At 70.9% G+C, this 22,620-nt stretch carries 27 protein-coding genes, 1 tRNA gene and 1 riboswitch; of the genes, 19 read left to right on the top strand and 9 right to left on the bottom strand.

Annotated elements, in window-relative coordinates:
- Positions 1-8 precede the first annotated feature (8 nt).
- Both OHA84_RS14860 and OHA84_RS14855 read left to right on the top strand, forming a co-directional pair.
- The gene (locus OHA84_RS14860; protein ID WP_266971335.1) at positions 9-1,508 is read left to right on the top strand and encodes an RDD family protein; all 1,500 of its coding nucleotides are present in this window, start codon (positions 9-11) and stop codon (positions 1,506-1,508) included.
- A gap of 159 nt (positions 1,509-1,667) precedes the next feature.
- Positions 1,668-2,441 carry an RDD family protein gene (locus OHA84_RS14855; RefSeq protein WP_053683061.1) on the top strand — a complete coding sequence of 258 codons (774 nt, stop codon included), beginning with the start codon at positions 1,668-1,670 and terminating at the stop codon, positions 2,439-2,441.
- Between the two features lie 93 nt (positions 2,442-2,534).
- Here OHA84_RS14855 and OHA84_RS14850 read toward each other — a convergent pair whose 3' ends face one another.
- Positions 2,535-2,828 carry a hypothetical protein gene (locus tag OHA84_RS14850; RefSeq protein WP_266947607.1) on the bottom strand — a complete coding sequence of 98 codons (294 nt, stop codon included), beginning with the start codon at positions 2,826-2,828 and terminating at the stop codon, positions 2,535-2,537.
- Between the two features lie 460 nt (positions 2,829-3,288).
- On the opposite strand from OHA84_RS14850, the gene OHA84_RS14845 reads away from it, so the two are divergent.
- Together OHA84_RS14845 and OHA84_RS14840 are read left to right on the top strand one after the other, a co-directional pair.
- Positions 3,289-5,637, top strand: coding sequence for an immune inhibitor A domain-containing protein (locus OHA84_RS14845; RefSeq protein ID WP_053683116.1), 2,349 nt, complete (start codon positions 3,289-3,291; stop codon positions 5,635-5,637).
- A gap of 112 nt (positions 5,638-5,749) precedes the next feature.
- Complete coding sequence (locus tag OHA84_RS14840; protein WP_053683118.1) at positions 5,750-6,052, top strand: hypothetical protein; 303 nt, start codon at positions 5,750-5,752, stop codon at positions 6,050-6,052.
- A gap of 69 nt (positions 6,053-6,121) precedes the next feature.
- On the opposite strand, the gene OHA84_RS14835 is transcribed toward OHA84_RS14840, so the two are convergent.
- The gene (locus OHA84_RS14835; RefSeq protein ID WP_053683065.1) at positions 6,122-6,745 is read right to left on the bottom strand and encodes a nicotinamidase; all 624 of its coding nucleotides are present in this window, start codon (positions 6,743-6,745) and stop codon (positions 6,122-6,124) included.
- A gap of 154 nt (positions 6,746-6,899) precedes the next feature.
- Positions 6,900-8,228, bottom strand: a complete 1,329-nt coding sequence (locus OHA84_RS14830; protein ID WP_053683068.1) for a nicotinate phosphoribosyltransferase — start codon at positions 8,226-8,228, stop codon at positions 6,900-6,902.
- 81 nt (positions 8,229-8,309) lie between these two features.
- Between OHA84_RS14830 and clpS the strand changes: the two genes are divergently transcribed.
- The 7 genes from clpS to OHA84_RS14795 all read left to right on the top strand — a co-directional run bounded on the left by clpS (position 8,310) and on the right by OHA84_RS14795 (position 13,097).
- Positions 8,310-8,624 carry an ATP-dependent Clp protease adapter ClpS gene (gene clpS, locus OHA84_RS14825; RefSeq protein WP_053683069.1) on the top strand — a complete coding sequence of 105 codons (315 nt, stop codon included), beginning with the start codon at positions 8,310-8,312 and terminating at the stop codon, positions 8,622-8,624.
- Positions 8,624-9,229: a DUF2017 domain-containing protein gene (locus OHA84_RS14820; protein ID WP_053683071.1), complete on the top strand. Its 606-nt coding sequence runs from the start codon at positions 8,624-8,626 to the stop codon at positions 9,227-9,229. The genes clpS and OHA84_RS14820 overlap by 1 nt, the downstream gene beginning before the upstream one ends.
- Before the next feature lie 310 nt (positions 9,230-9,539).
- Positions 9,540-11,012, top strand: a complete 1,473-nt coding sequence (locus tag OHA84_RS14815) for an amino acid permease (protein WP_266971339.1) — start codon at positions 9,540-9,542, stop codon at positions 11,010-11,012.
- A gap of 165 nt (positions 11,013-11,177) precedes the next feature.
- On the top strand, positions 11,178-11,600 hold the full coding sequence (locus OHA84_RS14810; protein WP_053683075.1) for a Mov34/MPN/PAD-1 family protein: 423 nt from the start codon (positions 11,178-11,180) through the stop codon (positions 11,598-11,600).
- Positions 11,601-11,677: 77 nt separating this feature from the next.
- Complete coding sequence (locus OHA84_RS14805; RefSeq protein WP_311736929.1) at positions 11,678-11,785, top strand: putative leader peptide; 108 nt, start codon at positions 11,678-11,680, stop codon at positions 11,783-11,785.
- 74 nt (positions 11,786-11,859) lie between these two features.
- On the top strand, positions 11,860-12,147 hold the full coding sequence (locus OHA84_RS14800; RefSeq protein WP_053683077.1) for a MoaD/ThiS family protein: 288 nt from the start codon (positions 11,860-11,862) through the stop codon (positions 12,145-12,147).
- Entirely contained in the window at positions 12,147-13,097 is a 951-nt protein-coding gene (locus tag OHA84_RS14795; RefSeq protein ID WP_053683079.1) for a PLP-dependent cysteine synthase family protein, read from the top strand. The genes OHA84_RS14800 and OHA84_RS14795 overlap by 1 nt, the downstream gene beginning before the upstream one ends.
- A gap of 88 nt (positions 13,098-13,185) precedes the next feature.
- On the opposite strand, the gene OHA84_RS14790 is transcribed toward OHA84_RS14795, so the two are convergent.
- Complete coding sequence (locus tag OHA84_RS14790) at positions 13,186-13,551, bottom strand: DUF488 domain-containing protein (RefSeq protein ID WP_266971344.1); 366 nt, start codon at positions 13,549-13,551, stop codon at positions 13,186-13,188.
- Positions 13,548-13,961: a hypothetical protein gene (locus tag OHA84_RS14785; RefSeq protein ID WP_266971346.1), complete on the bottom strand. Its 414-nt coding sequence runs from the start codon at positions 13,959-13,961 to the stop codon at positions 13,548-13,550. The genes OHA84_RS14790 and OHA84_RS14785 overlap by 4 nt, the downstream gene beginning before the upstream one ends.
- Positions 13,962-14,165: 204 nt before the next feature.
- Here OHA84_RS14785 and OHA84_RS14780 point away from each other — a divergent pair, with 204 nt between their 5' ends.
- The gene (locus OHA84_RS14780; RefSeq protein ID WP_053683085.1) at positions 14,166-14,918 is read left to right on the top strand and encodes an MBL fold metallo-hydrolase; all 753 of its coding nucleotides are present in this window, start codon (positions 14,166-14,168) and stop codon (positions 14,916-14,918) included.
- 122 nt (positions 14,919-15,040) lie between these two features.
- On the opposite strand, the gene OHA84_RS14775 is transcribed toward OHA84_RS14780, so the two are convergent.
- Together OHA84_RS14775 and OHA84_RS14770 are read right to left on the bottom strand one after the other, a co-directional pair.
- Entirely contained in the window at positions 15,041-16,315 is a 1,275-nt protein-coding gene (locus tag OHA84_RS14775) for a PTS transporter subunit EIIC (protein WP_053683087.1), read from the bottom strand.
- 388 nt (positions 16,316-16,703) lie between these two features.
- Entirely contained in the window at positions 16,704-18,005 is a 1,302-nt protein-coding gene (locus OHA84_RS14770) for a PTS transporter subunit EIIC (RefSeq protein WP_266947603.1), read from the bottom strand.
- Between the two features lie 195 nt (positions 18,006-18,200).
- Here OHA84_RS14770 and OHA84_RS14765 point away from each other — a divergent pair, with 195 nt between their 5' ends.
- From OHA84_RS14765 to rdgB, 4 genes are all read left to right on the top strand, one after another.
- A complete protein-coding gene (locus tag OHA84_RS14765; protein WP_266950608.1) occupies positions 18,201-18,494 on the top strand; it encodes a PTS glucose/sucrose transporter subunit IIB in 294 nt (97 codons plus the stop codon).
- 115 nt (positions 18,495-18,609) lie between these two features.
- Positions 18,610-19,344 (top strand): ribonuclease PH, encoded by a 735-nt coding sequence (gene rph / locus OHA84_RS14760; protein ID WP_053683092.1) that lies wholly within the window; start codon positions 18,610-18,612, stop codon positions 19,342-19,344.
- Between the two features lie 146 nt (positions 19,345-19,490).
- Entirely contained in the window at positions 19,491-19,889 is a 399-nt protein-coding gene (locus OHA84_RS14755) for a hypothetical protein (protein ID WP_053683094.1), read from the top strand.
- A gap of 42 nt (positions 19,890-19,931) precedes the next feature.
- The gene (gene rdgB / locus OHA84_RS14750; protein ID WP_053683096.1) at positions 19,932-20,543 is read left to right on the top strand and encodes an RdgB/HAM1 family non-canonical purine NTP pyrophosphatase; all 612 of its coding nucleotides are present in this window, start codon (positions 19,932-19,934) and stop codon (positions 20,541-20,543) included.
- Between the two features lie 46 nt (positions 20,544-20,589).
- On the opposite strand, the gene OHA84_RS14745 is transcribed toward rdgB, so the two are convergent.
- Positions 20,590-20,673 (bottom strand) — tRNA-Leu (locus tag OHA84_RS14745).
- A 140-nt stretch (positions 20,674-20,813) separates the two neighbouring features.
- Positions 20,814-21,281, bottom strand: coding sequence for a thioredoxin-dependent thiol peroxidase (bcp, locus tag OHA84_RS14740; protein ID WP_266947601.1), 468 nt, complete (start codon positions 21,279-21,281; stop codon positions 20,814-20,816).
- Between the two features lie 111 nt (positions 21,282-21,392).
- Between bcp and OHA84_RS14735 the strand changes: the two genes are divergently transcribed.
- The 3 genes from OHA84_RS14735 to OHA84_RS14725 all read left to right on the top strand — a co-directional run bounded on the left by OHA84_RS14735 (position 21,393) and on the right by OHA84_RS14725 (position 22,619).
- The gene (locus tag OHA84_RS14735; RefSeq protein WP_053683101.1) at positions 21,393-21,731 is read left to right on the top strand and encodes a DUF3618 domain-containing protein; all 339 of its coding nucleotides are present in this window, start codon (positions 21,393-21,395) and stop codon (positions 21,729-21,731) included.
- 88 nt (positions 21,732-21,819) lie between these two features.
- Complete coding sequence (locus tag OHA84_RS14730) at positions 21,820-22,122, top strand: co-chaperone GroES (RefSeq protein ID WP_053683120.1); 303 nt, start codon at positions 21,820-21,822, stop codon at positions 22,120-22,122.
- Positions 22,123-22,185: 63 nt separating this feature from the next.
- Positions 22,186-22,268: riboswitch (guanidine-III (ykkC-III) riboswitch) on the top strand.
- Positions 22,269-22,298: 30 nt separating this feature from the next.
- Entirely contained in the window at positions 22,299-22,619 is a 321-nt protein-coding gene (locus tag OHA84_RS14725) for a multidrug efflux SMR transporter (protein ID WP_266947600.1), read from the top strand.
- Position 22,620 lies beyond the last annotated feature (1 nt).

Below are 22,620 nucleotides of genomic sequence, written 5' to 3'. Positions count from 1 at the left end.
TGGGGACATTGACGGCCTCCCCTGGTGACGGCGAGCACGCGGCCCGAGAGGGCTACTACCCGGATCCGTCCATCCCCGGGTTCGTCCGGTACTGGAACGGCTCCGCCTGGGTGCCCGGCACGAGCCGTCCCGCCCCCACCCCCGCCCGCCCCGCCCCCGCGGACGAGACGGGTCCCGTGTTCCTGGACCAGACCTCCGTGACCGAGGCGCTGCCCGAACCGCCCCGCCCCCGCGCCGTGCCGCTGCCCGAACGGGCGGCGCAACCGGTGGTCGATGCGGCCGATGCGGCCGGGTGGCAGGCGGATCCCGCGCACCAGGCCGGCTTCGGGGGTCCGCGCGACGTCCGGGTGTCCTGGGGCAACCGCGAGGAGGACCCGCACGAGTACGGGCCCGGAACGGCGTCGGCCCGGCCGTCCGCCGTCGCCGCGGCCGAGCGGTTGCCCGCCCAGGCGTCGGCGGAGGGAGTGGGCATCCTGTCGGCCCGGTCGCCGGCGGCGGCCCCGGTCGCACCGGTCCCTCCGCCCGCACCCGTATCCGCTCCCGCACCCGTATCCGCTCCCGCGCCCGAGCCGTCGCCCGTACCCGCTCCGGCCGCGGCTGCTCCGCCCGCTCCCGCTCCGGCCGCCGTCCGGCCGACCGTCCCCGAGACCGCCTGGCCCGCCGCGCCCGGGGGCGGGGGACCCGGCTCGGGGCTCACCTCGTCCTGGCCCGAGGCCACCGAGGCCGCCGCGGCCCCCCGTCCGCCCGAGGCGGGGATCGCGGCGGCCCGGCGGTCCCCGGCGACCCCGAGGCCCTCCTCGGCCCCCGAAGCCCCCGTCAGGGGCGCCGGCGAGGCCACGCGGGTCGCACCCCCGGCCGCCCGGGACACGGCGGGCCCGCCCGCTCCCGTCTCCGTACCCGCACCCGCCCCGGCGCCCGCACCTGTCCCCACCCCCGCACCCACCCCCGCACCCGCCCCGGCCCCGGCCCCGGCGGTCACCGGGGCACCGGCCGCGCCGCGCGGCACGGACCGGGCGGTCTTCGAGCGGATGGCGCAACGAGCCGTGCGCCCCGCCGGGTTGGGGCGTCGGCTGCTGGCCCGCGCCCTGGACTCGCTGGTGTACGCCGGCGTCGCGGCGGGCGCCGCCGTGCCGTTCGTGCCGGCCGTCACGGCCCACGTCGAGGCCAAGGTGCAGGCGGCGCGGGAGACCGGCCGCGCCACCACCGTCTGGCTGCTCGACGGCACCGTCTGCGGGTACCTGGCCCTCGTCCTGGCCGCCGTCCTGCTCTTCGGGGTCTTCTACGAGGCCCTGCCCACCGCCCGCTGGGGCCGGACCCCCGGCAAGAAGCTCTGCGGGGTCCGGGTCCTGGCCGTCGCCACCCTCCGCCCGCCCACCGTCGGCGCGGCCCTGCGCCGCTGGCTGGTGTGCGCGCTCCTCGGGCTCCCGGGCGGCCTGCGATGCCTGGGCGACCGCCCCCGCAGACAGGCCTGGCACGACAAGGCGGCGAGGACGTACGTGGCCCGGTAGGCGCCGTCGTCGCGTCGCGCCCGGCCCGCGGCGCCACTTCGACGAACAGGACCCCGGCCGGCTCCTCCGGCCGGCCCCGCCCGGCGCCCGCCCGGCGCCGGTACCCCGAACGGACGCCGTCCCGTTGCGGGGCCGCCGCGCCCGGGTTCGACTCGGGCCATGAGCACCGACCAGCCGCCGCCGGGCCCGCCGCCCGAGGACGACCCGTTCCTCAAGAAGCCGCAGGAACCGACGCCTCCGTCGGGCGGGTCACCGTACGGATCGCCGCCGCCCGCCGGTGGCGGGTACCCGCCACCCTCCGGACCGGGCGGCCCCGGAGCAGGCGGGGGCCCGCCCCCGCAGCAGCCCCCGTACGGAGGTGGCCCCGGCGGTGGTGGTTACCCGCCCCCGCCGCCCCCGTACGGCGGTGGTCCCGGAGGCGGCGACCCGTACGGCATGCCGGACCCGCTCGCCGGGATGCCCCCGCTCGCCGACTTCGGCAAGCGGCTCGGCGCCCGCGTCATCGACCTGCTCATCGTCACGGTCCCGCTGTTCCTGATCCAACTGCCCTTCGGGAACCGCCGCTACATGGTCGACACGGACAAGGGCGAGGACGTCACCGAGGTCATCACCAAGTCCTACGGCGGCAGCGGTCTGATCTGGACGCTCATCTCGATCATCGCGTACGTCGGCTACGACTGGTGGTTCACCAAGAAGAACGGCCAGACCATCGGCAAGAAGACGCTGGGCCTGCGCGTCGCGATGCTCAACGACGGCTCCGTGCCCACCTCCAACGCGTCCCTGGCCCGCGCCGCGGTGCTCTGGATCCCGACGCTGGTCTGCTGCTTCTGCCTCTGGCCGATCGCCCTGATCATCTCGATGCTCGTCGACAAGCCGTACAAGCAGGCCCTGCACGACAAGGTGGCCAAGACCGTGGTGGTCCGCTCGGGCTGAGACGCCCGGGGCCGCGAGGTCCCGCCACGCACACCGCCGCGCGGGCGGCCGTCCCTCCGGGGAACGGCCGCCCGCGCGGCCGTGTCCGGGCGCCTAGTGGTGCACGGGGTGTTCGGCAGCGGCCGCCCGGGGCTCAGGCACCCGGGCGGCCGCAGTCTCGTCCGCGGTGACCGCGGCGGCGTCCGCCGGCCGGCCGGCGGCGTGCCGGCCGCGGCGGCGGGGGATCGGCACGGTGAGGGCCACGAGCAGACCGAGGCCGAGGGCGGCGGCGGAGATGACCGCGACGCCGATGCCCGTGCTCGTCTGCGAGAGCAGCAGCATGGCGATCGTCGACACGACGACGGTGGCGGAACCGTAGGCGAGCTGTGCGGCAGTCGGACGCGGCATGGCGATTTCCGTCCTCAAGGGGGGAGGGGGAGTCGGCTCAACTCGGTCGCGCGTCAAGAGACTCTACGAGGGTGGATGCCCGAGGGGAACTGTCGGTAAGCGTCGCCTCACGCGGACGGGGTCCCGTACCGGTGCACGGGGGGCGCACGGGGTCATACCCCGTTCATCCTCAAGGGTGCTCAGGGGGTGCGAAGCGCGGCCTTCGCCCCCCTATGGCAGGGGAACGTCCGAATAGCGGAACTCCCGGACCGCATAGTGCAGTTGCCGGCAACAATCAAGATCTGTCTTTTCTTTAGACTCTCCGGTCAAATGTCGTCACTTGAGACGCGCGCCGCGCGGAACCCCCCGCTCCTATGGAGATGTTCCGACCCACGTTGCGGCCGCGGGAGGGGAACGACATCAAGTGACCAGCAACTCCGCCAGAAGGTTCGCCCTGCGTACCGTCGCCATCGCCGTGACGATGGGGGCCACCGCGGCCACCGGCGCCTTCTTCACCGCCGCCCAGGCAGTCGATCGTCGGGATGCCCCCGCGGTCGACCGCCAGGACCCGTCCGCTCCCGCCAAGGAGCAGGTCAAGCACGACCTCGAAGGACCGTTCAGCAAGCAGCAGGCGCAGGCGCGCGAGGCAGCCCTTGACCAGGTGCTGTCCGGCAAGAAGAACGTCGAGCAGCGCGGCGCCTCCAAGGTCGTCAAGCTGGACGACAAGAAGTACGTCGAGCTCGGCCGCGAGAAGACCGACAAGATCTTCACGATCCTCGTCGAGTTCGGCGACCAGGTCGACAGCACGACCATGTTCGACCCGGACGGCCCGGGCGGCCCCAAGCCGCCCGCGCCCAAGTACGGCGGCACCCCCGGTCCGCTGCACAACCAGATCGCTCAGCCCGACCGCAAGCTGGACAACAGCACGGCCTGGCAGAAGGACTACAGCCAGAAGCACTTCCAGGACCTGTACTTCGGTGCCGGTGCCGGCAAGAACTCGCTGAAGACCTACTACGAGAAGACCTCCTCGGGCCGTTACTCGGTCGACGGTCAGGTCGCCGACTGGGTCAAGATCCCGTACAACGAGGCCCGTTACGGCTCGAACTACTGCGGTCAGACCAACTGCGCCAACGTCTGGGACACCGTCAAGGACGGCGTCACCGCCTGGGCCGACGCGCAGAAGAAGGCCGGCAAGACCGACGCGCAGATCAAGGCCCAGCTGGCGCAGTACGACCAGTGGGACCGCAACGACTTCGACGGCGACGGCAACTTCAACGAGCCCGACGGCTACATCGACCACTTCCAGATCGTCCACGCGGGCGAGGACGAGTCGGCCGGCGGCGGCGTGCAGGGCACCAACGCCCTGTGGGCGCACCGTTGGTACGCCTACGGCACGGACGCCGGCAAGACCGGTCCGGCGAACAACAAGGCCGGCGGTACCCAGGTCGGCAACACCGGCATCTGGGTCGGCGACTACACCATGCAGCCCGAGAACGGCGGCCTCGGCGTCTTCGCGCACGAGTACGGCCACGACCTGGGCCTGCCGGACCTCTACGACACCTCCGGTGGCGGCGAGAACGGCGTCGGCTTCTGGTCCCTGATGTCGGCGGGCTCCTGGCTCGGCGCGGGCAAGGAGTCCATAGGCGACCTCCCGGGCGACATGACGGCCTGGGACAAGCTCCAGCTGGGCTGGCTGAACTACGGCGAGGCGAAGGCCGCGACGAAGTCCACCCACAAGCTGGGCGTCTCCGCGTACAACACCAAGGACAAGCAGGCGCTGGTCGTCGAGCTGCCGAAGAAGAAGGTCAAGACCGAGATCGTCGCTCCCGCCGAGGGTTCCTCGCAGTGGTGGAGCAACATGGGTGACGACCTCAAGAACACCCTGACCCGCTCGGTCGACCTGACCGGCAAGACCTCCGCGGCCCTCTCCCTCAAGGGCTGGTGGGACATCGAGGCGGAGTACGACTTCCTGTACACCGAGGTGTCCACGGACGGCGGCGCCAACTGGACCGCCCTCGCCGGCACCGCCAACGGCACGGCCATCCCGGTCGACGCCGGCGGCAACCCCTCGCTGACCGGTGCCTCGGGCGCCTGGCAGAACCTGAACTTCCCGCTGGACGCCTACGCGGGCAAGAAGGTCGACGTCCGCTTCCGCTACCAGACGGACGGCGGCGCGGGCGGCAAGGGCTTCACCGCCGACGCCGTCAACATCACCGCGGACGGCGCCACGCTGTTCACCGACGGCGCCGAGAACGGCGACAACGGCTGGACCGGCAAGGGCTTCTCGCGGGTCGGCGCCGACTTCACCAAGGAGTACGCGCAGTACTACCTGGCGGAGAACCGTCGCTACGTGTCCTCGGACGCCACGCTGAAGGTCGGTCCGTACAACTTCGGTTCGGCCGCCCGTCCCAAGTGGGTCGAGCACTACCCGTACCAGGACGGCCTGCTCATCTGGCAGTGGGACACCTCGCAGAAGGACAACAACACCAGCCAGCACCCGGGCCAGGGTCTGATCCTTCCGATCGACGCCAACGCCAAGCCCATGAAGTGGGCCGACGGCACGCTGCTGCGGAACAAGATCCAGCCGTACGACGCGACGTTCAGCGCCTACTCGACGGACGCGTTCACGCTGCACAAGGCGGACCAGGAGCTCTTCATCAAGCCGAAGGCCGCCAACATGGTCTTCGACGACCACAAGGGCAAGTACTACTACGACGAGAACCCGACCGGTTCGGTGAAGGTCACTGACACCAACACCAAGATCAAGATCGCGAAGGAGACCTACGACGGTCTCCAGATGACGATCGAGGTCGGCCCCGCCGTCAAGTAACTCGGCAAAGCCGCAGGTCAAAGCATGATCGGCCGTCGCCCCCTAGCGGGCGGCGGCCGATCGCGTTTAGATGCGGGTGCCGAGTTTCTTATTGACGGGGGAGCTGAAGATCATGCCCGGTGGAGGTTTCGTCAGATTGCCAGGCGGCAGCGTGGTGGTCGCGCTCACGCTGCCGAGGCCGTCCGGTGAGGGCGGAAATGTCCGCGTGCTGGTGCACGCCGCGAACCGGGCCCGCGCCCTGACCAGGCTGCGGAACCTCGGGATGCGGGCCGTCTACCTGCGGGGCAACGACCAGGCCCCGACCCCGGACGAGGTGACCGCCGTCCTGCACCACCCCGACGGCCTGCTGTGGCGCTGCGCCCCCGACCGGGCGCAGGAACTCTGGCACCCGATACGCGCCCTCCTGGGCGGGTAGCCGCCGCCGGCCCGTCTCTTTCGGATCTCGCCGGGGCCGGGACGGCCCGGGGCGCCGCGCGGACGGGCCTCAGGCCGTCTCGCGCGGGTCCTGCCGGAGCCGGGCCGCCTGGCCGCCCACCAGGGTCACACCGGCCGCGTGGAGCTCCTCCAGGGCCCGCGCGGTGGTGTGCGGGGACACGGCGGCCGTCAGGTCCAGCAGCACGCTGGTGGCGAAGCCGGCCCGGACCGCGTCGAGGGCGGTGGCCCGGACGCAGTGGTCGGTGGCGATGCCGACGACGTCGACCTCGGTGACGTGCCGCTCCCGCAGCCACTCGGTGAGACCCGCGCCGTTCTCGTCCTGACCCTCGAACCCGCTGTACGCGGCCTCGTACGCCCCCTTGTCGAAGACGGCGGCGACGGCGCCGGACGCCACGGCCGGGGCGAAGTTCGGGTGGAACCCGACGCCCTCGGTGCCCGCGACGCAGTGCACGGGCCAGGAGGTCTCGTAGTCCGGCTCGGCCGGCGGGCGGGCGAAGTGCGACCCGGGGTCGACGTGGTGGTCGCGGGTGGCGACGACGTGCCGGTAGCCGGGCGTGGCCTGGCCGATGAGCTCGGTGATCGCGGCGGCGACATCGGCCCCGCCGGTGACCGCGAGGCTGCCGCCCTCGCAGAAGTCGTTCTGTACGTCGACGACGATCAGTGCGCGGTGCATGTCGCGTGTCCTTAGGTCGATGTGATGTGCCGGTGCGCGTGGCTCTTCCCCCGCCCCACGCCTTCCCGAACCTGGGCCGTGAACGCGGCCGGGGCGCGGTCGGCGGGGCGGGGAGCGGCCCGCGGGGGCCGGCCCACCCCTCGCGTCGGGCCGGCTACGCGTACTCGGTCGGGATCACGGCCTCGCCGCGCGACAGCTGCTTCGCGGACAGCGGCAGCCGGCCCAGCACCGCCCGGTGCCGGTCCCGCACGGCCTCCAGCGGTTCGCGGGCCACCACCTCGCCGCCCTTGACCAGTTGGACGAGCAGTTGCCGGTCGGCCAGCGCCGCCGGCACCGGCCCGGTGCCCAGGACCTCGGCCTCGGCCACGCCGTCGGCGTCCGTGCGACGGGCCGCCCACTTGCGGCCCCCGACCGACGTCTTGCCGCCCGAGGACTTCTTCGCCACGGGCACCAGCGTCGCCTTCGGGTCCGCGGACGTCGCCCGCGCCACCAGCTTGTAGACCATCGAGCACGTCGGGTGTCCGCTGCCGGTCACCAGTTGCGTCCCGACGCCGTAGGCGTCCACCGGGGCGGCCGCCAGCGAGGCGATGGCGTACTCGTCCAGGTCCGAGGTGACCACGATCTTCGTCGAGGTCGCCCCCAGCTCGTCGAGCTGCTGCCGCACCCGGTGGGCGACCAGCAGCAGGTCGCCGGAGTCGATGCGCACCGCGCCGAGCCCGGTGCCGGCGACCTCCACGGCCGTCCGCACCGCCTCCGCGACGTCGTAGGTGTCCACCAGGAGCGTGGTCCCGCCGCCCAGCGAGGCCACCTGCGCGGTGAAGGCGTCCCGCTCGTTGTCGTGCACCAGCGTGAAGGCGTGGGCGCTCGTGCCGACCGTGGGGATGCCGTACCGGAAGCCGGCCGCCAGGTCCGAGGTGGAGGTGAAACCGCCCACGTAGGCGGCGCGCGAGGCCGCCACCGCCGCGAGTTCGTGCGTGCGTCGCGCGCCCATCTCGATGAGCGGCCGGCTCCCCGCCGCCGAGGACATCCGGGAGGCGGCCGCGGCGATTGCCGAGTCGTGGTTGAGGATCGAGAGGATCACCGTCTCCAGCAGCACGCACTCGGCGAAGCTGCCCTCCACCCGCAGCACCGGGGAGCCGGGGAAGTAGACCTCGCCCTCCGGGTAGCCCCAGATGTCGCCGGAGAAGCGGTACGAGGCCAGCCAGTCCAGGGTGCGCATGTCGACGACGGCCCGCTCGCGCAGGAACTCCAGCACGGCGGCGTCGAAGCGGAAGTTCTCCACCGCGTCCAGTACCCGTCCGGTGCCCGCCACGACTCCGTAGCGACGCCCCTCGGGCAGCCGTCGGGTGAAGACCTCGAAGACCGAACGCCGGTCGGCGGCGCCGTTGGCCAGGGCGGCCTGCAACATGGTGAGCTCGTAATGGTCCGTGAAGAGCGCTGTCGACGGCACGTCCACCGGCAGGCCCAGGTCCGCAGGGTTCATGTCACGGATGCTAGCGCACATCTCGTCAAAGTGACGAGATGTGGGGGCCCGTTTGTGCGACGGGCCGGTCGCAGTGGCAGCATGGGACAAGTGAGTGTTGCTCCCGTAGAGATCGAACGCACCGAATCGGCCGAAGAGACCTTCGCGGTCCCCGAACCCGACGTCCCCTGGGTGACCCTGGTGCACAACGACCCGGTCAACCTCATGAGCTACGTGACGTACGTGTTCCAGGCGTACTTCGGCTATCCCAAGGACAAGGCGACCAAGCTGATGCTCGACGTCCACCGCAAGGGACGGGCCGTCGTCTCCAGCGGCACCCGCGAGGAGATGGAACGCGACGTGCAGGCCATGCACGGCTACGGCCTGTGGGCGACGCTCTCCCAGGACCGCAACTGATGAGCGGCGCGTTCGAACCCGTGAAGGAAGGCGAGGGCGCCGCCGTCGCGCTGGAGGAGATCGAGATCTCCATCCTGCGCTCCCTGGCCGTGCAACTGCTGGAGCTGATCGGCCCGGGCGAACCCGAGCCGGCCGCCGACGCCGACCCGCTGGCCGTGCTCTTCGCCTCCGACGGCCCCACCGAGCCCCCGTCCGACCCGGCGCTGGCCCGGCTCTTCCCCGACGCGTACGGAGGTCCGGGCGCGAGGGAGGGGGCCGTGGATCCCGCCGAGCTGACCGCGCGGTCCGCGGAGTTCCGCCGCTTCACCGAGAACGACCTGCGCACCCGCAAGCGGGAGGACGCGCTGGCCGTCGTGCGCAGTCTGGACCGGCTCACCCCGGCCGGCGACGGCGCGGCGGTGCTGGAGCTGACCGGGGAGCTGCGGCTGCGCTGGCTGGGCGCCCTCAACGACCTGCGGCTGACCATCGCGGCCCGCCTGGACATCACCGAGGACGACGAGAGCGCCGTGCTGTTCCGGCTCCCGGACGATGATCCGCGCAAGCCGATGGTGATGGCGTACCTCTGGCTGGGCGGCCTCCAGGAGACGCTCATCGAGACCCTCTGAAGCACGGAGTCGTTCGCTCAGCGGACGCTCAAATCCGGATAACGATCAGATCACCGCGATGCGGTGATCTGATCGCTTTAAGGGACCTGTGTCCCGATTTTTTTATGCCCCACGTCACATTTCTGCCGCTCCGGCACCCGTAAGCCCGTGATAAATCTTCACGACTGCCGACGGGGCGCCACCCATGTCCCCCGGCTCGCTTGAACCGGCTGATCGCCGGCGTGCAACTCCATCCGTATCCGGGGGGATCGAGGACCCGATCCGCAGCCTTTCGAAGGCGCGGGTCGGCGTGGAGAAAGGCGCACCAGACATGACCTCTGTGCAGGTCGAGCACGACAAGACGCCCGGCGAGGGCACCGGGGCCGAGGGCGGCGAGGGTTACCACCGCGCGCTCGGCGCCCGCCAGATCCAGATGATCGCGATCGGCGGGGCCATCGGCACCGGCCTTTTCCTGGGGGCGGGCAAGGCCATTTCGAAGGCCGGCCCCAGCCTGATCCTGGCCTACGCCATCGCGGGCCTGGTCATCTTCTTCATCATGCGGGCCCTGGGCGAGCTGCTCATGTACCGCCCGGTGTCCGGGTCGTTCTCGGACTACGCCCGCGAGTTCCTCGGCCCCTTCTGGGGGTACGTGACCGGCTGGACGTACTGGCTGTTCTGGGTGGTCACCGGCATCACCGAGGTCACCGCGGCCGCGCAGTACATGTCGTACTGGACCCATGACAGCTTCCCGCAATGGGCGTACGCGCTGATCTTCACGGTCATCCTCTACGGCGCCAACCTGATCTCCGTGAAGCTCTTCGGTGAGCTGGAGTTCTGGTTCTCCATGGTCAAGGTCACCGCCATCGTCGGCATGATCCTGATCTGCGCCGGCATCCTCACCATCGGCTTCTCCGACGCCGCCGACACGGCGACCGTCACGAACCTGTGGAACGACGGCGGCTTCTTCCCCAAGGGCATCGGCGGCACGCTGATGACCCTCCAGATCGTCATGTTCGCCTTCCTCGCGGTCGAGCTGGTCGGCGTCACCGCCGGCGAGTCCAAGAACCCCGAGAAGACCCTGCCCAAGGCCATCAACACCGTGCCGTGGCGCATCGCCGTCTTCTACGTCGGCGCGCTGATCATGATCCTGTCGGTCGTCCCGTGGCACGAGTTCCAGCCCGGTGTCAGCCCCTTCGTGGCCGCCTTCGAGAAGATGGGCCTCGGCGTCGGCGCCGCCGTCGTCAACTTCGTCGTGCTGACCGCCGCCCTGTCGTCCTGCAACTCGGGCATGTACTCCACCGGCCGCATGCTGCGCGACCTCGCGCTCAACGGCCAGGGCCCGAAGTTCTTCACGAAGCTCACCAAGAGCGGCACCCCGCTCATCGGCACCACCTTCTCCGCGGCCCTGATGCTGGTCGGCGTCTGGATCAACTACGTCGCCCCGGGCAAGGCCTTCGACTACGTCGTCTCCTTCGCCACCATCTCAGGCATGTGGGCCTGGATCATGATCCTGGTCTGCCAGATCCGCTACCGCGCCAAGGCGGACCGCGGCCTGCTCCCGCAGTCCCCGTTCCGGGCGCCCGGAGCCCCGTACACGAGCTGGTTCGCGCTGCTCTTCATCGGCATGGTCATCGTGATGATGGGCGCCGACAAGGACGCGCGGGTCTCCCTGTACTGCGCCCCGCTGTGGGGCCTGATCCTGGGTGTCTCGTACCTGGTCATGAAGTCCCGCAACCCGTCGGGCGCCGCCTTCGGCAAGAGCGCCGAGCCGGCCCCGGCCGACGAGGCCTCCAAGGGCGCGTAGCCCCTCCGGCGGCCCCCCGGGGCCGCCGCCCGCCCCGCGGGTCCCGGCCGCCTGTCACGGCCGGGAACCGCGCCGGCCCCGCCGATCCGGGGCCCGTGTCCGCCATTCGGGCCCGCTCGTACCACGCCTCGGTACGAGCGGGCCCGTCTGCTTATCCTGTCGCTCATGCTGACCCTCACCCAGACGCTGTACGACCGGATCGTCGAGCACGCCCGCGAGGACCACCCCGACGAGGCGTGCGGGATCGTGGCCGGCCCGGCGGGCACCGGCCGCCCGGAGCGGTTCATCCCGATGCTGAACGCGGCCCGTTCGCCCACGTTCTACGAGTTCGACTCCAAGGACCTGCTCAAGCTCTACCGCGAACTCGACGACCGCGACGAGGAACCCGCGATCGTCTACCACTCGCACACCGCGACCGAGGCCTACCCCTCGCGCACCGACGTCACCTACGCCAACGAGCCCGGAGCGCACTACGTGCTCGTCTCGACGGCCGACCAGGACGGGCTCGGGGAGTTCCAGTTCCGCTCCTACCGGATCGTCGACGGGGTGATCTCGGAGGAGGAAGTGCGGGTCGTCGAGGCCTACTGACCAGTATGTGAGCGGTATCGGTCCACGATGCGGGATCACACTCCAAACGGGGGACCGGGAATCGTTAACATGACCGCATGGTTTCCCACGACGTGAGCATCGAGACGCCCGGCAGGCTGCTGCTCGTGGCGCGACTGCACGTCGACCTGTGCCGCCTCGCAAGCGCCATCTGTCCTGCTGCCTGAGCACCACAGCCCTGCCGCGCTGGGCCCCCACGCGCGTTCCCACTCTTCACGCTTAGACGACACTGGAGCCTGCCATGGCCATCGAGGTCCGCATCCCCACCATCCTCCGCACCTACACCGACGGCGAGAAGGCCGTCACCGGTGAGGGCAGCACCCTGGCCGACCTGTTCTCGGACCTGGAGACCCGCCACAAGGGCATCCAGGAGCGCATCGTCGACGCGTCCAAGGGCGGCGAACTGCGCCGCTTCGTGAACGTCTACCTCAACGACGAGGACGTCCGCTTCCTCGCGGGGATCTCCACCGAGCTCAAGGACGGCGACAGCGTCACCATCCTCCCGGCCGTGGCCGGCGGCGCCAAGTAATGCGTTACGACTCCCCGCTCGCGGCCGTGGGCAACACGCCGCTGGTCCGGCTGCCCCGGCTCTCGCCCTCCGCCGACGTGCGGATCTGGGCGAAGCTGGAGGACCGGAACCCGACCGGCTCGATCAAGGACCGCCCCGCGCTCCACATGGTCGAACAGGCCGAGAAGGACGGACGGCTGTTCCCGGGCTGCACCATCCTGGAGCCCACCTCCGGCAACACGGGCATCTCGCTCGCCATGGCCGCGAAGCTCAAGGGCTACCGGATCGTGTGCGTCATGCCCGAGAACACCTCGCAGGAGCGCCGCGACCTCCTTCGGATGTGGGGAGCCGAGATCATCCCGTCCCCGGCGGCGGGCGGTTCGAACACCGCCGTGCGGGTGGCGAAGGAACTGGCGGCAGAGCACCCCGACTGGGTGATGCTCTACCAGTACGGGAACCCGGACAACGCGGGCGCCCACTACGCCACGACCGGCCCGGAGATCCTCGCCGACCTCCCGTCGATCACCCACTTCGTCGCGGGCCTGGGCACCACCGGCACCCTGATGGGTGTCGGCCGCTACCTGCGCGAGCACGTGCCCGGCGTCAGGATCGTCGCCGCGGAACCCCGCTACGACGACCTGGTCTACGGGCTGCGCAACCTCGACGAGGGCTTCGTCCCCGAGCTGTACGACGCCTCGGTGCTCACCACCCGCTTCTCGGTCGGCTCGGCCGACGCGGTCACCCGCACCCGGGAACTCCTGCGCGAGGAGGGCATCTTCGCGGGCGTCTCCACGGGCGCCGCCCTGCACGCGGCGATCGGCGTGGGCCGCAAGGCGGTCGCGGCCGGCGAGAGCGCCGACATCGTCTTCGTGGTCGCGGACGGCGGCTGGAAGTACCTGTCCACCGGCGTCTACACGGCCGAGACGACGGAGGAGGCCATCGAGGTCCTCCAGGGTCAGCTCTGGGCCTGAGGCCCCACCGTGGCTCCGGCCGAGCCCGACCGCACCGCCCGTGCCCGGCCCGGCCCCGCCCCGCGGGGACGGGCCCGGCTCGGTGCGGTCAGCCCGCCCGGAGCAGCTCCGCCAGGACCGCCGCGTGGCTCGACCCCGGGTCCCGCACCGCCGTCAGCAGCGTCACCGGGCCCGCCGCCACCAGCGCCCGCAGCCGGTCCAGCTCCGCCACCGCCTCCGGCGCCGCCAGCTCCGCCTCGTACCGGGCCCGGAACTCCGCCGCCGTCCCCGCGCCCGAGTGGAACCACTTCCGCAGCTCCGTCGACGGGGTCACCGCCTTCGGCCACCGGTCCACGGCGGCCGCGGCCTTCGACACCCCGCGCGGCCAGAGCCGGTCCACGAGGACCCGTACGCCGTCCGCCCCCGGATCGGGGGCATCGTGGACACGCCGCACCCGCACCGTCGACACCGTCATCCCGTCCCTCCGCCGAGCCCCTTGACCTCGTCCCACACCGTCGGGTCCACCACGCCCGACCGGCACGCGAACTCCCACAGGGACACCTCCTGCGGCCGGTCCGCCTCCAGGAAGCTCTTGCGGCCCTGCGCCCCGACCACCCCCGGCGGCAACGGGATCACCCCCGCGCGCCGGTCGTCGTACTTACGGGTGATCCACGCGACCCGCGCCCGCCGGGCCCGTACGGACAACACCAGGCACGGTCGCCCGTTCGTCAGGGTCCACAGCTCACCCGGCCGCACCCGGGGCGGCGGCCCGGGACCGTGCGGCGCCGCGCGGCCCCGCCCGACCCACCGGCCCGGCCCGGGGACCAGCACCAGCACGACCACGGCGACGGCCGCGGCCACGGCGGGCCACCAGGACGTGTCCATGTTCCGACCGTAGTCTCGCGATGGCCCCCCGGCACGGCAGCGGTGGCAACGTCCGTACCCGCCGTCGCTCCCCCGGGTGACAGCACAGGTGATTCGCCCCACAACGGCCCGCCGCGGAGGAGCGACCGGACGTTTCGCGCCTTACGCTCGACCCACGCACGGCCCGCATTCCGTCCACGGACCGTCCACGGAGGTTCACGCTCCATGAAGCTCACCGTCGTCGGCTGCTCGGGGTCGTTCCCGTCCGCGGAATCGGCCTGTTCGAGCTACCTCGTCGAGGCCGACGGCTTCCGGCTGCTCCTCGACATGGGCAACGGCTCCCTCGGCGCGCTCCAGCGCCACGTCGGTCTCTACGACCTCGACGCGATCTTCCTGAGCCACCTGCACGCCGACCACTGCATCGACATGTGCGCGTACTTCGTCGCCCGCTACTACCGGCACGAGGGCGGCCGCTGCGGGACGATCCCCGTCTACGGACCCGAGGGCACCGAACAGCGGCTCACCACGGCGTACGAGGACGTGCCCGACGCGAACTCGATGAGCGAGGTCTTCGACTTCCGCACCCTGAAGTCCGGCAGCTTCGAGATCGGCCCGTTCCAGGTCCGCACCGAGAAGGTCCGCCACCCCGTCGACTCGTACGCCATCCGCGTCGAGCACGAGGGCCGCTCCCTCACCTACTCCGGGGACACCGGCACCTGCGCCGAGCTGGGCCTGTTGGCCGAGGGCGCCGACCTGTTCCTGTGCGAGGCCTCCTTCACGCACGGCAAGGAGGACATCCCGGACCTCCACCTCAACGGCCGCGAGGCCGGCGAGTACGCGCGCGGCGGCAAGGTCGGCCGGCTCGTCCTGACCCACGTACCGCCGTGGACGGACGCCGAGCAGAACCTCGCCGACGCCCGCGCGGTCTACGACGGCCGGGTCGATCTCGCGCACCCGGGCGCCGTCTACGAGGTCTGACGCACCGGCACCCCCCCCCGCTTTCCCGTACGACGAAGCCCCGCGCCGTGGAGTACGACGAAGCCCCCGCCCTCCCTTCCGGGAGCGCGGGGGCCTTTCGTGCGTGCGGGGTGGCGCGGAGCCTACTTGGCCTCGGCCTTCTCCATCTCCGCGATCTCCTCGTCGGACTCGCGGCCCGGCGTCGGAAGGTTGAACCTGGTGATCGCGAAGCGGAACACCACGTAGTAGATCGCCGCGAAGACGAGGCCGATCGGGATGATCATCCATGGGCTGCTCGCCTTGTTCCAGCCGAGCCCGAGGTCGATCAGGCCGGCGGAGAAGGTGAAGCCCGCGTGGACCCCGAGCGCCCAGGTGATGGCCATCGAGATGGCGGTCAGCACGGCGTGGATCGCGTACAGCAACGGTGCGATGAACATGAACGAGAACTCGATGGGCTCGGTGACACCCGTGACGAACGAGGTGAGGGCGAGCGAGACCATCATGCCGGTGACGGCCTTGCGGCGTTCCGGACGGGCGGTGTGCGCGATGGCGAGGGCCGCGGCGGGGAGACCGAACATCATGATCGGGAAGAAGCCCGTCATGAACAGACCGGCCTCCGGGTCACCGGCGAAGAAGCGGTTCAGGTCGCCGTGCACGACCTCGCCGGCGGCATTGGTGAAGTCGCCGATCTGGAACCAGGCGACCGTGTTCACGAACTGGTGCATGCCGATCGGGATCAGTCCGCGGTTGATCAGGCCGAAGAGACCCGCACCGCCGGCGCCCAGGCCGGTCATCCACTCGCCGAAGTTGGAGATGACCTCGCCGATCGGCTCCCAGACCAGGCCGAAGAACACGCCCGCGAGGACGCCGACGAAGGCCATGATGATCGGGACGAGGCGACGGCCGTTGAAGAAGCCGAGCCAGTCCACCAGCTTGGTGCGGTGGAAGCGCTGCCACAGGATCGCGGCGAGCAGACCCATGATGATGCCGCCGAGCACACCCGGGTTGTTGTACGTCGCGGCGACGTCCACACCCTTGTTCTCGGTGGTGTTGACGATGGCCTCGGTCACCGGGAAGGCGGTGAGCACGTTCTTGTAGACCAGGAAGCCGACGAGCGCGGCGAGCGCCGTCGAGCCGTCCGACTTCTTGGCGAAGCCGATGGCCACACCGATGCAGAAGAGCAGGGGCAGGTTGGAGAAGACGGCGTCACCGGCGGTGGCGAACACCGTGGCGACCTTGCCCCAGCCGAGGCCGTCCTTGCCGAAGACGTCGGGCTGGCCGAGGCGCAGCAGGATGCCCGCGGCCGGCAGGACGGCGATGGGCAGCTGGAGGCTGCGGCCGACCTTCTGGAGACCCTGGATCAGGCCGGCGCTCCGCTTCTTGGCGGGGGGCGCCGCGGCGTCAGTAGCCGTACTCATAACTTCCTCCGGGGAGCAAGGCGCCGCCAGGGGGGTGGACCAAGGGGGACGGCGACGTCTCGAAAAAGGGGGACACGCCGCCGGGGGGAAGCGAGCGTGGTCTACACCAATGCGTGGTGTAGACCAGTTGTAGCACGGTGAGGGTTAGATAAGGAACCTTCGTTTTCCTGTGGTCTGGGTCACGTTCCTCATCGGGCGCCGCGCACGGTCGGGGTGACGATCAAGGTCGTCGCCGGGGGCGCGGCAGAAGCCCCCGGATCGTGATCCGGGGGCTTCTGCCGCACGGTTGAGCCCGAACGACGATGATATGGGCTGATTGGGGAAGCCTGCGCCCCGACCGCGTCCGGGCCGGGCCCCGACCGCGTCCGGGCCGGCTCTTCGGCTGCCGCTACGCCTTGGTGTTGTCCGCCTCCATCGCCTCGATCTCCTCGTCCGTCTCCCGACCCGGCGTCGGAATGTCGAACCTCGTGATCGCGAAACGGAACACCGCGTAGTAGACGACCGCGAACCCCAGGCCGATCGGGATGATCAGCCACGGCTTCGTCGCCAGTCCCCAGTTGATGACGTAGTCGATCAGGCCGGCCGAGAAGCTGAAGCCGTCGTGGACGCCGAACGCCCACGTCACCGCCATCGAGACGCCCGTCAGCAGCGCGTGGATCACGTACAGCAGGGGCGCCACGAACAGGAACGAGTACTCCAGTGGCTCCGTGATGCCGGTGACGAAGGACGTCAGGGCCACCGACAGCATCAGACCGCCGACCTCCTTGCGGCGCGCCGGCTTCGCACAGTGCGTGATGGCCAGCGCCGCCGCCGGGAGCGCGAACATCATGATCGGGAAGAAGCCGGAGAGGAACTGTCCGGCGTTCGGGTCGCCCGCCAGGAACATGGCGATGTCACCGTGGACCACCTGCCCGTCCGGCTTGGTGTAGCTGCCGAACTGGAACCACACCGGCACGTTCAGGAACTGGTGCAGGCCGATCACCAGCAGTGCGCGGTTCGCGACGCCGAAGATGCCCGCGCCCCACGAACCCAGCCCCACCAGCCAGTCGGAGAAGCTCTCCAGCGCGTCACCGATCGGCGGCCAGATCCACAGGCAGATGACGGCGAAGCCGATCGCGACGAACGCCATGATGATCGGGACCAGGCGCCGGCCGTTGAAGAAGCCCAACCAGTCGACCAGCTTCACCCGGTGATAGCGCTGCCAGAACCAGGCCGACAACAGGCCCATCACGATGCCGCCGAAGACCCCCGGGTTCTGGAAGGTGTACTCGGCGAACGCGCCGTCCGCCCCCAGGCAGCCGCCCCCGATGTCGCGGGTCCCCACCGGGCAGGGCTGGGGGAAGGCGCGCAGCACGCTCCGGTAGACGAGGAAGCCGACGACCGCGGCCAGCGCGGTCGATCCGTCCGCCTTCTTGGCCATGCCGATCGCGACACCGACGCAGAAGAGGAGGGGCAGGCCCAGGTCGGCGTTGAGCAGGGAGCCGCCCGCGCTCGCCATGACCCTGGCCACGTCGTTCCAGCCGAGCCCCTCCGCGCCGAAGACGTCGGGTTGGCCGAGACGGTTGAGGATGCCCGCGGCGGGCAGTACGGCGATGGGCAGCTGGAGGCTCCGCCCCATCTTCTGCAGCCCCTGGAACAGGCCGTTCCACCACTGTCGTGGCGGTGCTGCCGCAGCGCTGCTCGTGCTCATCGGCGTCCTCCCTGGCCGGCCCGTTTTGGCAGTCGCGCCACGTGCGGCACACTGGTGTAGACCACTTGTGATGCGATGGCATTTCACCCGCCCGGAGGGCAGGTTGATGCTGATCGTCATCATTCGGCAGATGCCGGGCACGCGCTCGTGTAGATGGGCCAACCGTGAGTTACCGTGACGAAGCGGAGCTCCCGGGTGGGCAGTCAGGCATCCGGCCGCCGAGACTCGTTCTTCGTAACACTCAGGGAGAAACAGATGGCCACCAAGGCTGAGAAGATCGTCGCCGGGCTCGGCGGTATCGACAACATCGAAGAGGTCGAGGGCTGCATCACCCGCCTGCGCACCGAGGTCAAGGACCCGGGCCTGGTCGACGAGGTCGCGCTGAAGGCCGCCGGCGCCCACGGCGTCGTCAAGATGGGCACCGCGATCCAGGTCGTCATCGGCACCGACGCCGACCCGATCGCCGGCGACATCGAAGACATGATGTGAGCTGAGCCCACCCGCTCGGAACCCGCGCGCACCCCGCGCCCGTAGGGCAGGACCCCGTACCGGACCCATCCGGACGGGGTCTTCTCGTACCCCCGCACCGACTAGGCTCGCCACCATGTCTCGCATCGACGGCCGCACGCCCGAACAGCTCCGCCCGGTCACCATCGAACGCGGATGGAGCAAGCACGCAGAGGGCTCCGTCCTCATCTCCTTCGGCGACACCAAGGTCTTCTGCACCGCCTCCTTCACCGAAGGCGTCCCGCGCTGGCGCAAGGGCAGCGGCGAAGGCTGGGTCACCTCCGAGTACTCGATGCTGCCCCGCTCCACCAACACCCGCGGCGACCGCGAGTCCGTCCGCGGCAAGATCGGCGGCCGCACCCACGAGATCTCCCGCCTGATCGGCCGCTCGCTGCGCGCCGTCATCGACTACAAGGCTCTCGGCGAGAACACGATCGTCCTCGACTGCGACGTCCTCCAGGCCGACGGCGGCACCCGCACCGCCGCCATCACCGGCGCCTACGTCGCCCTCGCCGACGCCGTGGCCTGGGGTCAGAAGAAGAAGTTGATCAAGGCCGGCCGCAAGCCCCTCGTCGGCACCGTGGCCGCCGTCAGCGTCGGCATCGTCGACGGCGAACCCCTCCTCGACCTCTGCTACGAGGAGGACGTCCGCGCCGAGACCGACATGAACGTCGTCTGCACCGGCGACGGCCGCTTCGTCGAGGTCCAGGGCACCGCCGAGGGCGAGCCCTTCGACCGCAAGGAACTGAACGCCCTCCTCGACCTCGCCGCCGGCGGCTGCGCCGACCTCCAGGCCCTCCAGCTCGGCGCCCTGGAGCTCCAGGCCCCTTGACGGCAACCGCCGGGCGTCGCCCGGCGTCTACGCGGATACGCGGTACGGGCGCACGGTGTCACCACCGTGCGCCCGTCCACGTATCCGCGCATCCGGGTATCCGCGCACCGCGGACCCGGGCATCCACGACTCCCGGGGGGACCCGCATGAAGCTCTCGCCCAAGCCGAAGCACCGCATAGCCGCCGTCGCCCTCGCGGCCGCCCTCGCCGTGCCGGCGCTCACCTCCTGCGACGCCATCTCCACCGCGATGGACTGTGCCAACACCGCCGTGGCCATCGCGGACAGCGCCAACGACCTCCAGCAGGCGGTCTCGCAGGCCGGCAACAGCCCGCAGGACGCGCAGAACGCCCTCAACGCCATCGACACCAACCTGAAGAAGATCGGCGACCAGACCGACAACGCCGACCTGGGCAAGGCCATCGACTCGATGACCACCGCCGTGAAGAACGTCCGCACCTCCATCGAGGGCGGCAACGTCAACCCCGACATCCAGCCGGTCGCCGACGCCGCCTCGGAGATCTCCAAGGTCTGCACCCCCGGCTGACCCGTCGCCGGGCGCCGCCGGGCGGCGCGGGATAATCGGCGCATGACGACCTCGCCGCGCCTGATCCTCGCCACCCGCAACGCGGGCAAGATCTCCGAACTCCACGCCATCCTGTCCGACGCCGGCCTGCCGCACGAGCTGGTCGGCGCGGACGCGTACCCGGAGATCCCCGACGTCAAGGAAACCGGCGTCACCTTCGCCGAGAACGCCCTGCTCAAGGCGCACGCCCTCGCCCGGGCCACCGGCCTGCCGGCCGTGGCCGACGACTCCGGCCTCTGCGTGGACGTCCTGAACGGCGCCCCCGGCATCTTCTCCGCCCGGTGGGCCGGCGCCCACGGCGACGACAAGGCCAACCTGGACCTGCTCCTGGCCCAGATCGGGGACATCGCCGACGAGCACCGCGGCGCCCACTTCGCCTGCGCCGCCGCCCTCGCCCTCCCGGACGGAACCGAACGCGTCGTCGAGGGCCGGCTCCTGGGCACCCTGCGCCACACCCCGGCCGGCGCCGGCGGCTTCGGCTACGACCCGATCCTCCAGCCCTCGGGCGACACCCGCACCTGCGCGGAACTCTCCGCGGCGGAGAAGAACGCCATCTCCCACCGGGGCCAGGCCTTCCGGGCCCTGGTCCCGGTGATCCGCGAACTGCTCGGGTAGCACGAAGGGCCTGTGAATCGCGTTTCGATTCACAGGCCCTCACGGGTGCGGCGGAAGGGATTCGAACCCTCAAGCCGTTTCACGGGCCACAGATCCTAAGTCTGCTGCGTCGCCGTTGCGCCACCGCCGCCGGCCGCCTGCCATGATAGCGGGCAGCCGACGGCCCCGGCCGACAGGACCGGCCGATCCCGCGGCGACGGTCCCACCGACACCATGTGTGGGTGGCCGCACGGCAGTTGGGGCGCGACGGCCGCGTCCCCCCGCGTCGGATCAGATGCCCAGATCCTTGATGATCTTGGCCACGTGGCCGGTGGCCTTGACGTTGTAGAAGGCCCGCTCGACCTTGCCGTCCTCGTCCACGACCACCGTCGAGCGGATGACCCCGGTGACCGTCTTGCCGTACAGCTTCTTCTCGCCGAAGGCCCCGTACGCCGCCAGGACCTCCTTCGAGGGGTCGCCGACCAGGGTCACCTTCAGGTTCTCCTGCTCGCGGAACTTCGCCAGCTTCTCCGGCTTGTCGGGGGAGACGCCGATGACGTCGTAACCCGCCTGGGCGAGTACGGCCAGATTGTCCGTGAAGTCGCACGCCTGCTTGGTGCAGCCCGGGGTCAGGGCCGCCGGATAGAAGTACACGATGACCTTGCGGCCCTTGTGGGAGGCAAGCGAGACCTCGTTGCCGTCCGCGTCGGGCAGGGTGAAGGCGGGGGCGGTGTCGCCCGGCTCAAGTCGCTCGCTCATGTCAGGAGTCTCCTCGGGAGGGGATCGGTACGGTCCGAGACTAAGCTGACAGACTGTTCAGGGTGGGCTTACGCCCCCTTCACGACCGACCACGACGACGGAGGCAGCGCGGTGCCGGAAGCCAGGACCCCCGCACAGGATGCCAGGACCCCCGCACAGATCGAGGCGGACATCGTCCGTCGCCGGGAGCAGCTGGCCGAGACGCTCGACGAGATCGGTGTGCGCGTGCACCCGAAGACGATCGTCGGGGACGCCAAGGCCAAGGTGGTCGGCGTCGTCGACCACACCGCCGGGCGTGCCGTGGTCGCCGCGAACCGTCTGGTGACGGACGTGAAGGACGGCCTGCGGCACGACGACGGAGCGCCGCGCCTCGAACGGATCGTGCCGCTCGCGCTGTTCGCGGTCGGTGTCGCCGGTCTGGTGGTGCTGGCCGTGCGCCGCAAGCGCTGATGGCCCGCCGGCGTACACCGGGCGCGCGGGCGGGTAGGTTCGGGGCGTGAGCGACGACACCACCACCCACGACAAGCTGCCCATCCGCATGCTGCACGACCGCGTGCTCGTACGATCCGACTCTCCCGAGGGCGAGCGGCGCTCGGGCGGCGGCATCCTGATCCCGGCGACGGCCGCGGTGGGCAAGCGGCTCGCCTGGGCCGAGGTGGTCGCGGTCGGACAGAACGTCCGGGGCGTGGAGCCCGGCGACCGGGTGCTGTACGACCCCGAGGACCGGGCCGAGGTCGAGGTGCGCGGGGCGACGTACGTGCTGATGCGCGAGCGGGACCTGCACGCGGTGGCCGCGGAGCGGCTGGAGGGGTCCGAGGACTCCACCGGGCTGTACCTGTAGGAGCGCCGCGAGACCTGTAGGAGCGGGGAGAGGGGCTGGTGGCCGAGGTCACCGGCCCTTTTCGTCGTCCTTTGCTACGGTGGGAAGGAACCCCGACGAGACGCGCCGTACCGGGTGGCCTTGGCTGTACGACAAGACGACGCACCCCGTTCGCTCTCGTTCCGGAGGTGCCTGTCATGGCCTGGGTTCTGCTCATCGTCGCCGGTCTGCTCGAAGTCGGCTGGTCGATCGGCATGAAGTTCACCGAGGGATTCACCCGACTCTGGCCCAGCGTGTTCACGGGCGCCGGGATCGTCGCCAGCATGGTGCTGCTGTCCTACGCCGCCAAGACCCTGCCGATCGGCACGGCCTACGGGGTCTGGGTGGGCATCGGTGCGGCCGGCGCGGCGGTGCTGGGGATGGCGGTGTTGGGTGAGCCCGTCACCGCCGCCCGGATCTTCTTCATCTGCCTGCTGTTGGTCGCCGTCGTGGGCCTGAAGGCGACCTCCGGTCACTGAC

This window comes from Streptomyces sp. NBC_00513 (assembly GCF_041431415.1).
In the GTDB taxonomy this organism is placed as follows: Bacteria; Actinomycetota; Actinomycetes; order Streptomycetales; family Streptomycetaceae; genus Streptomyces.
This window is presented reverse-complemented; position numbering and strand designations above follow the sequence as displayed.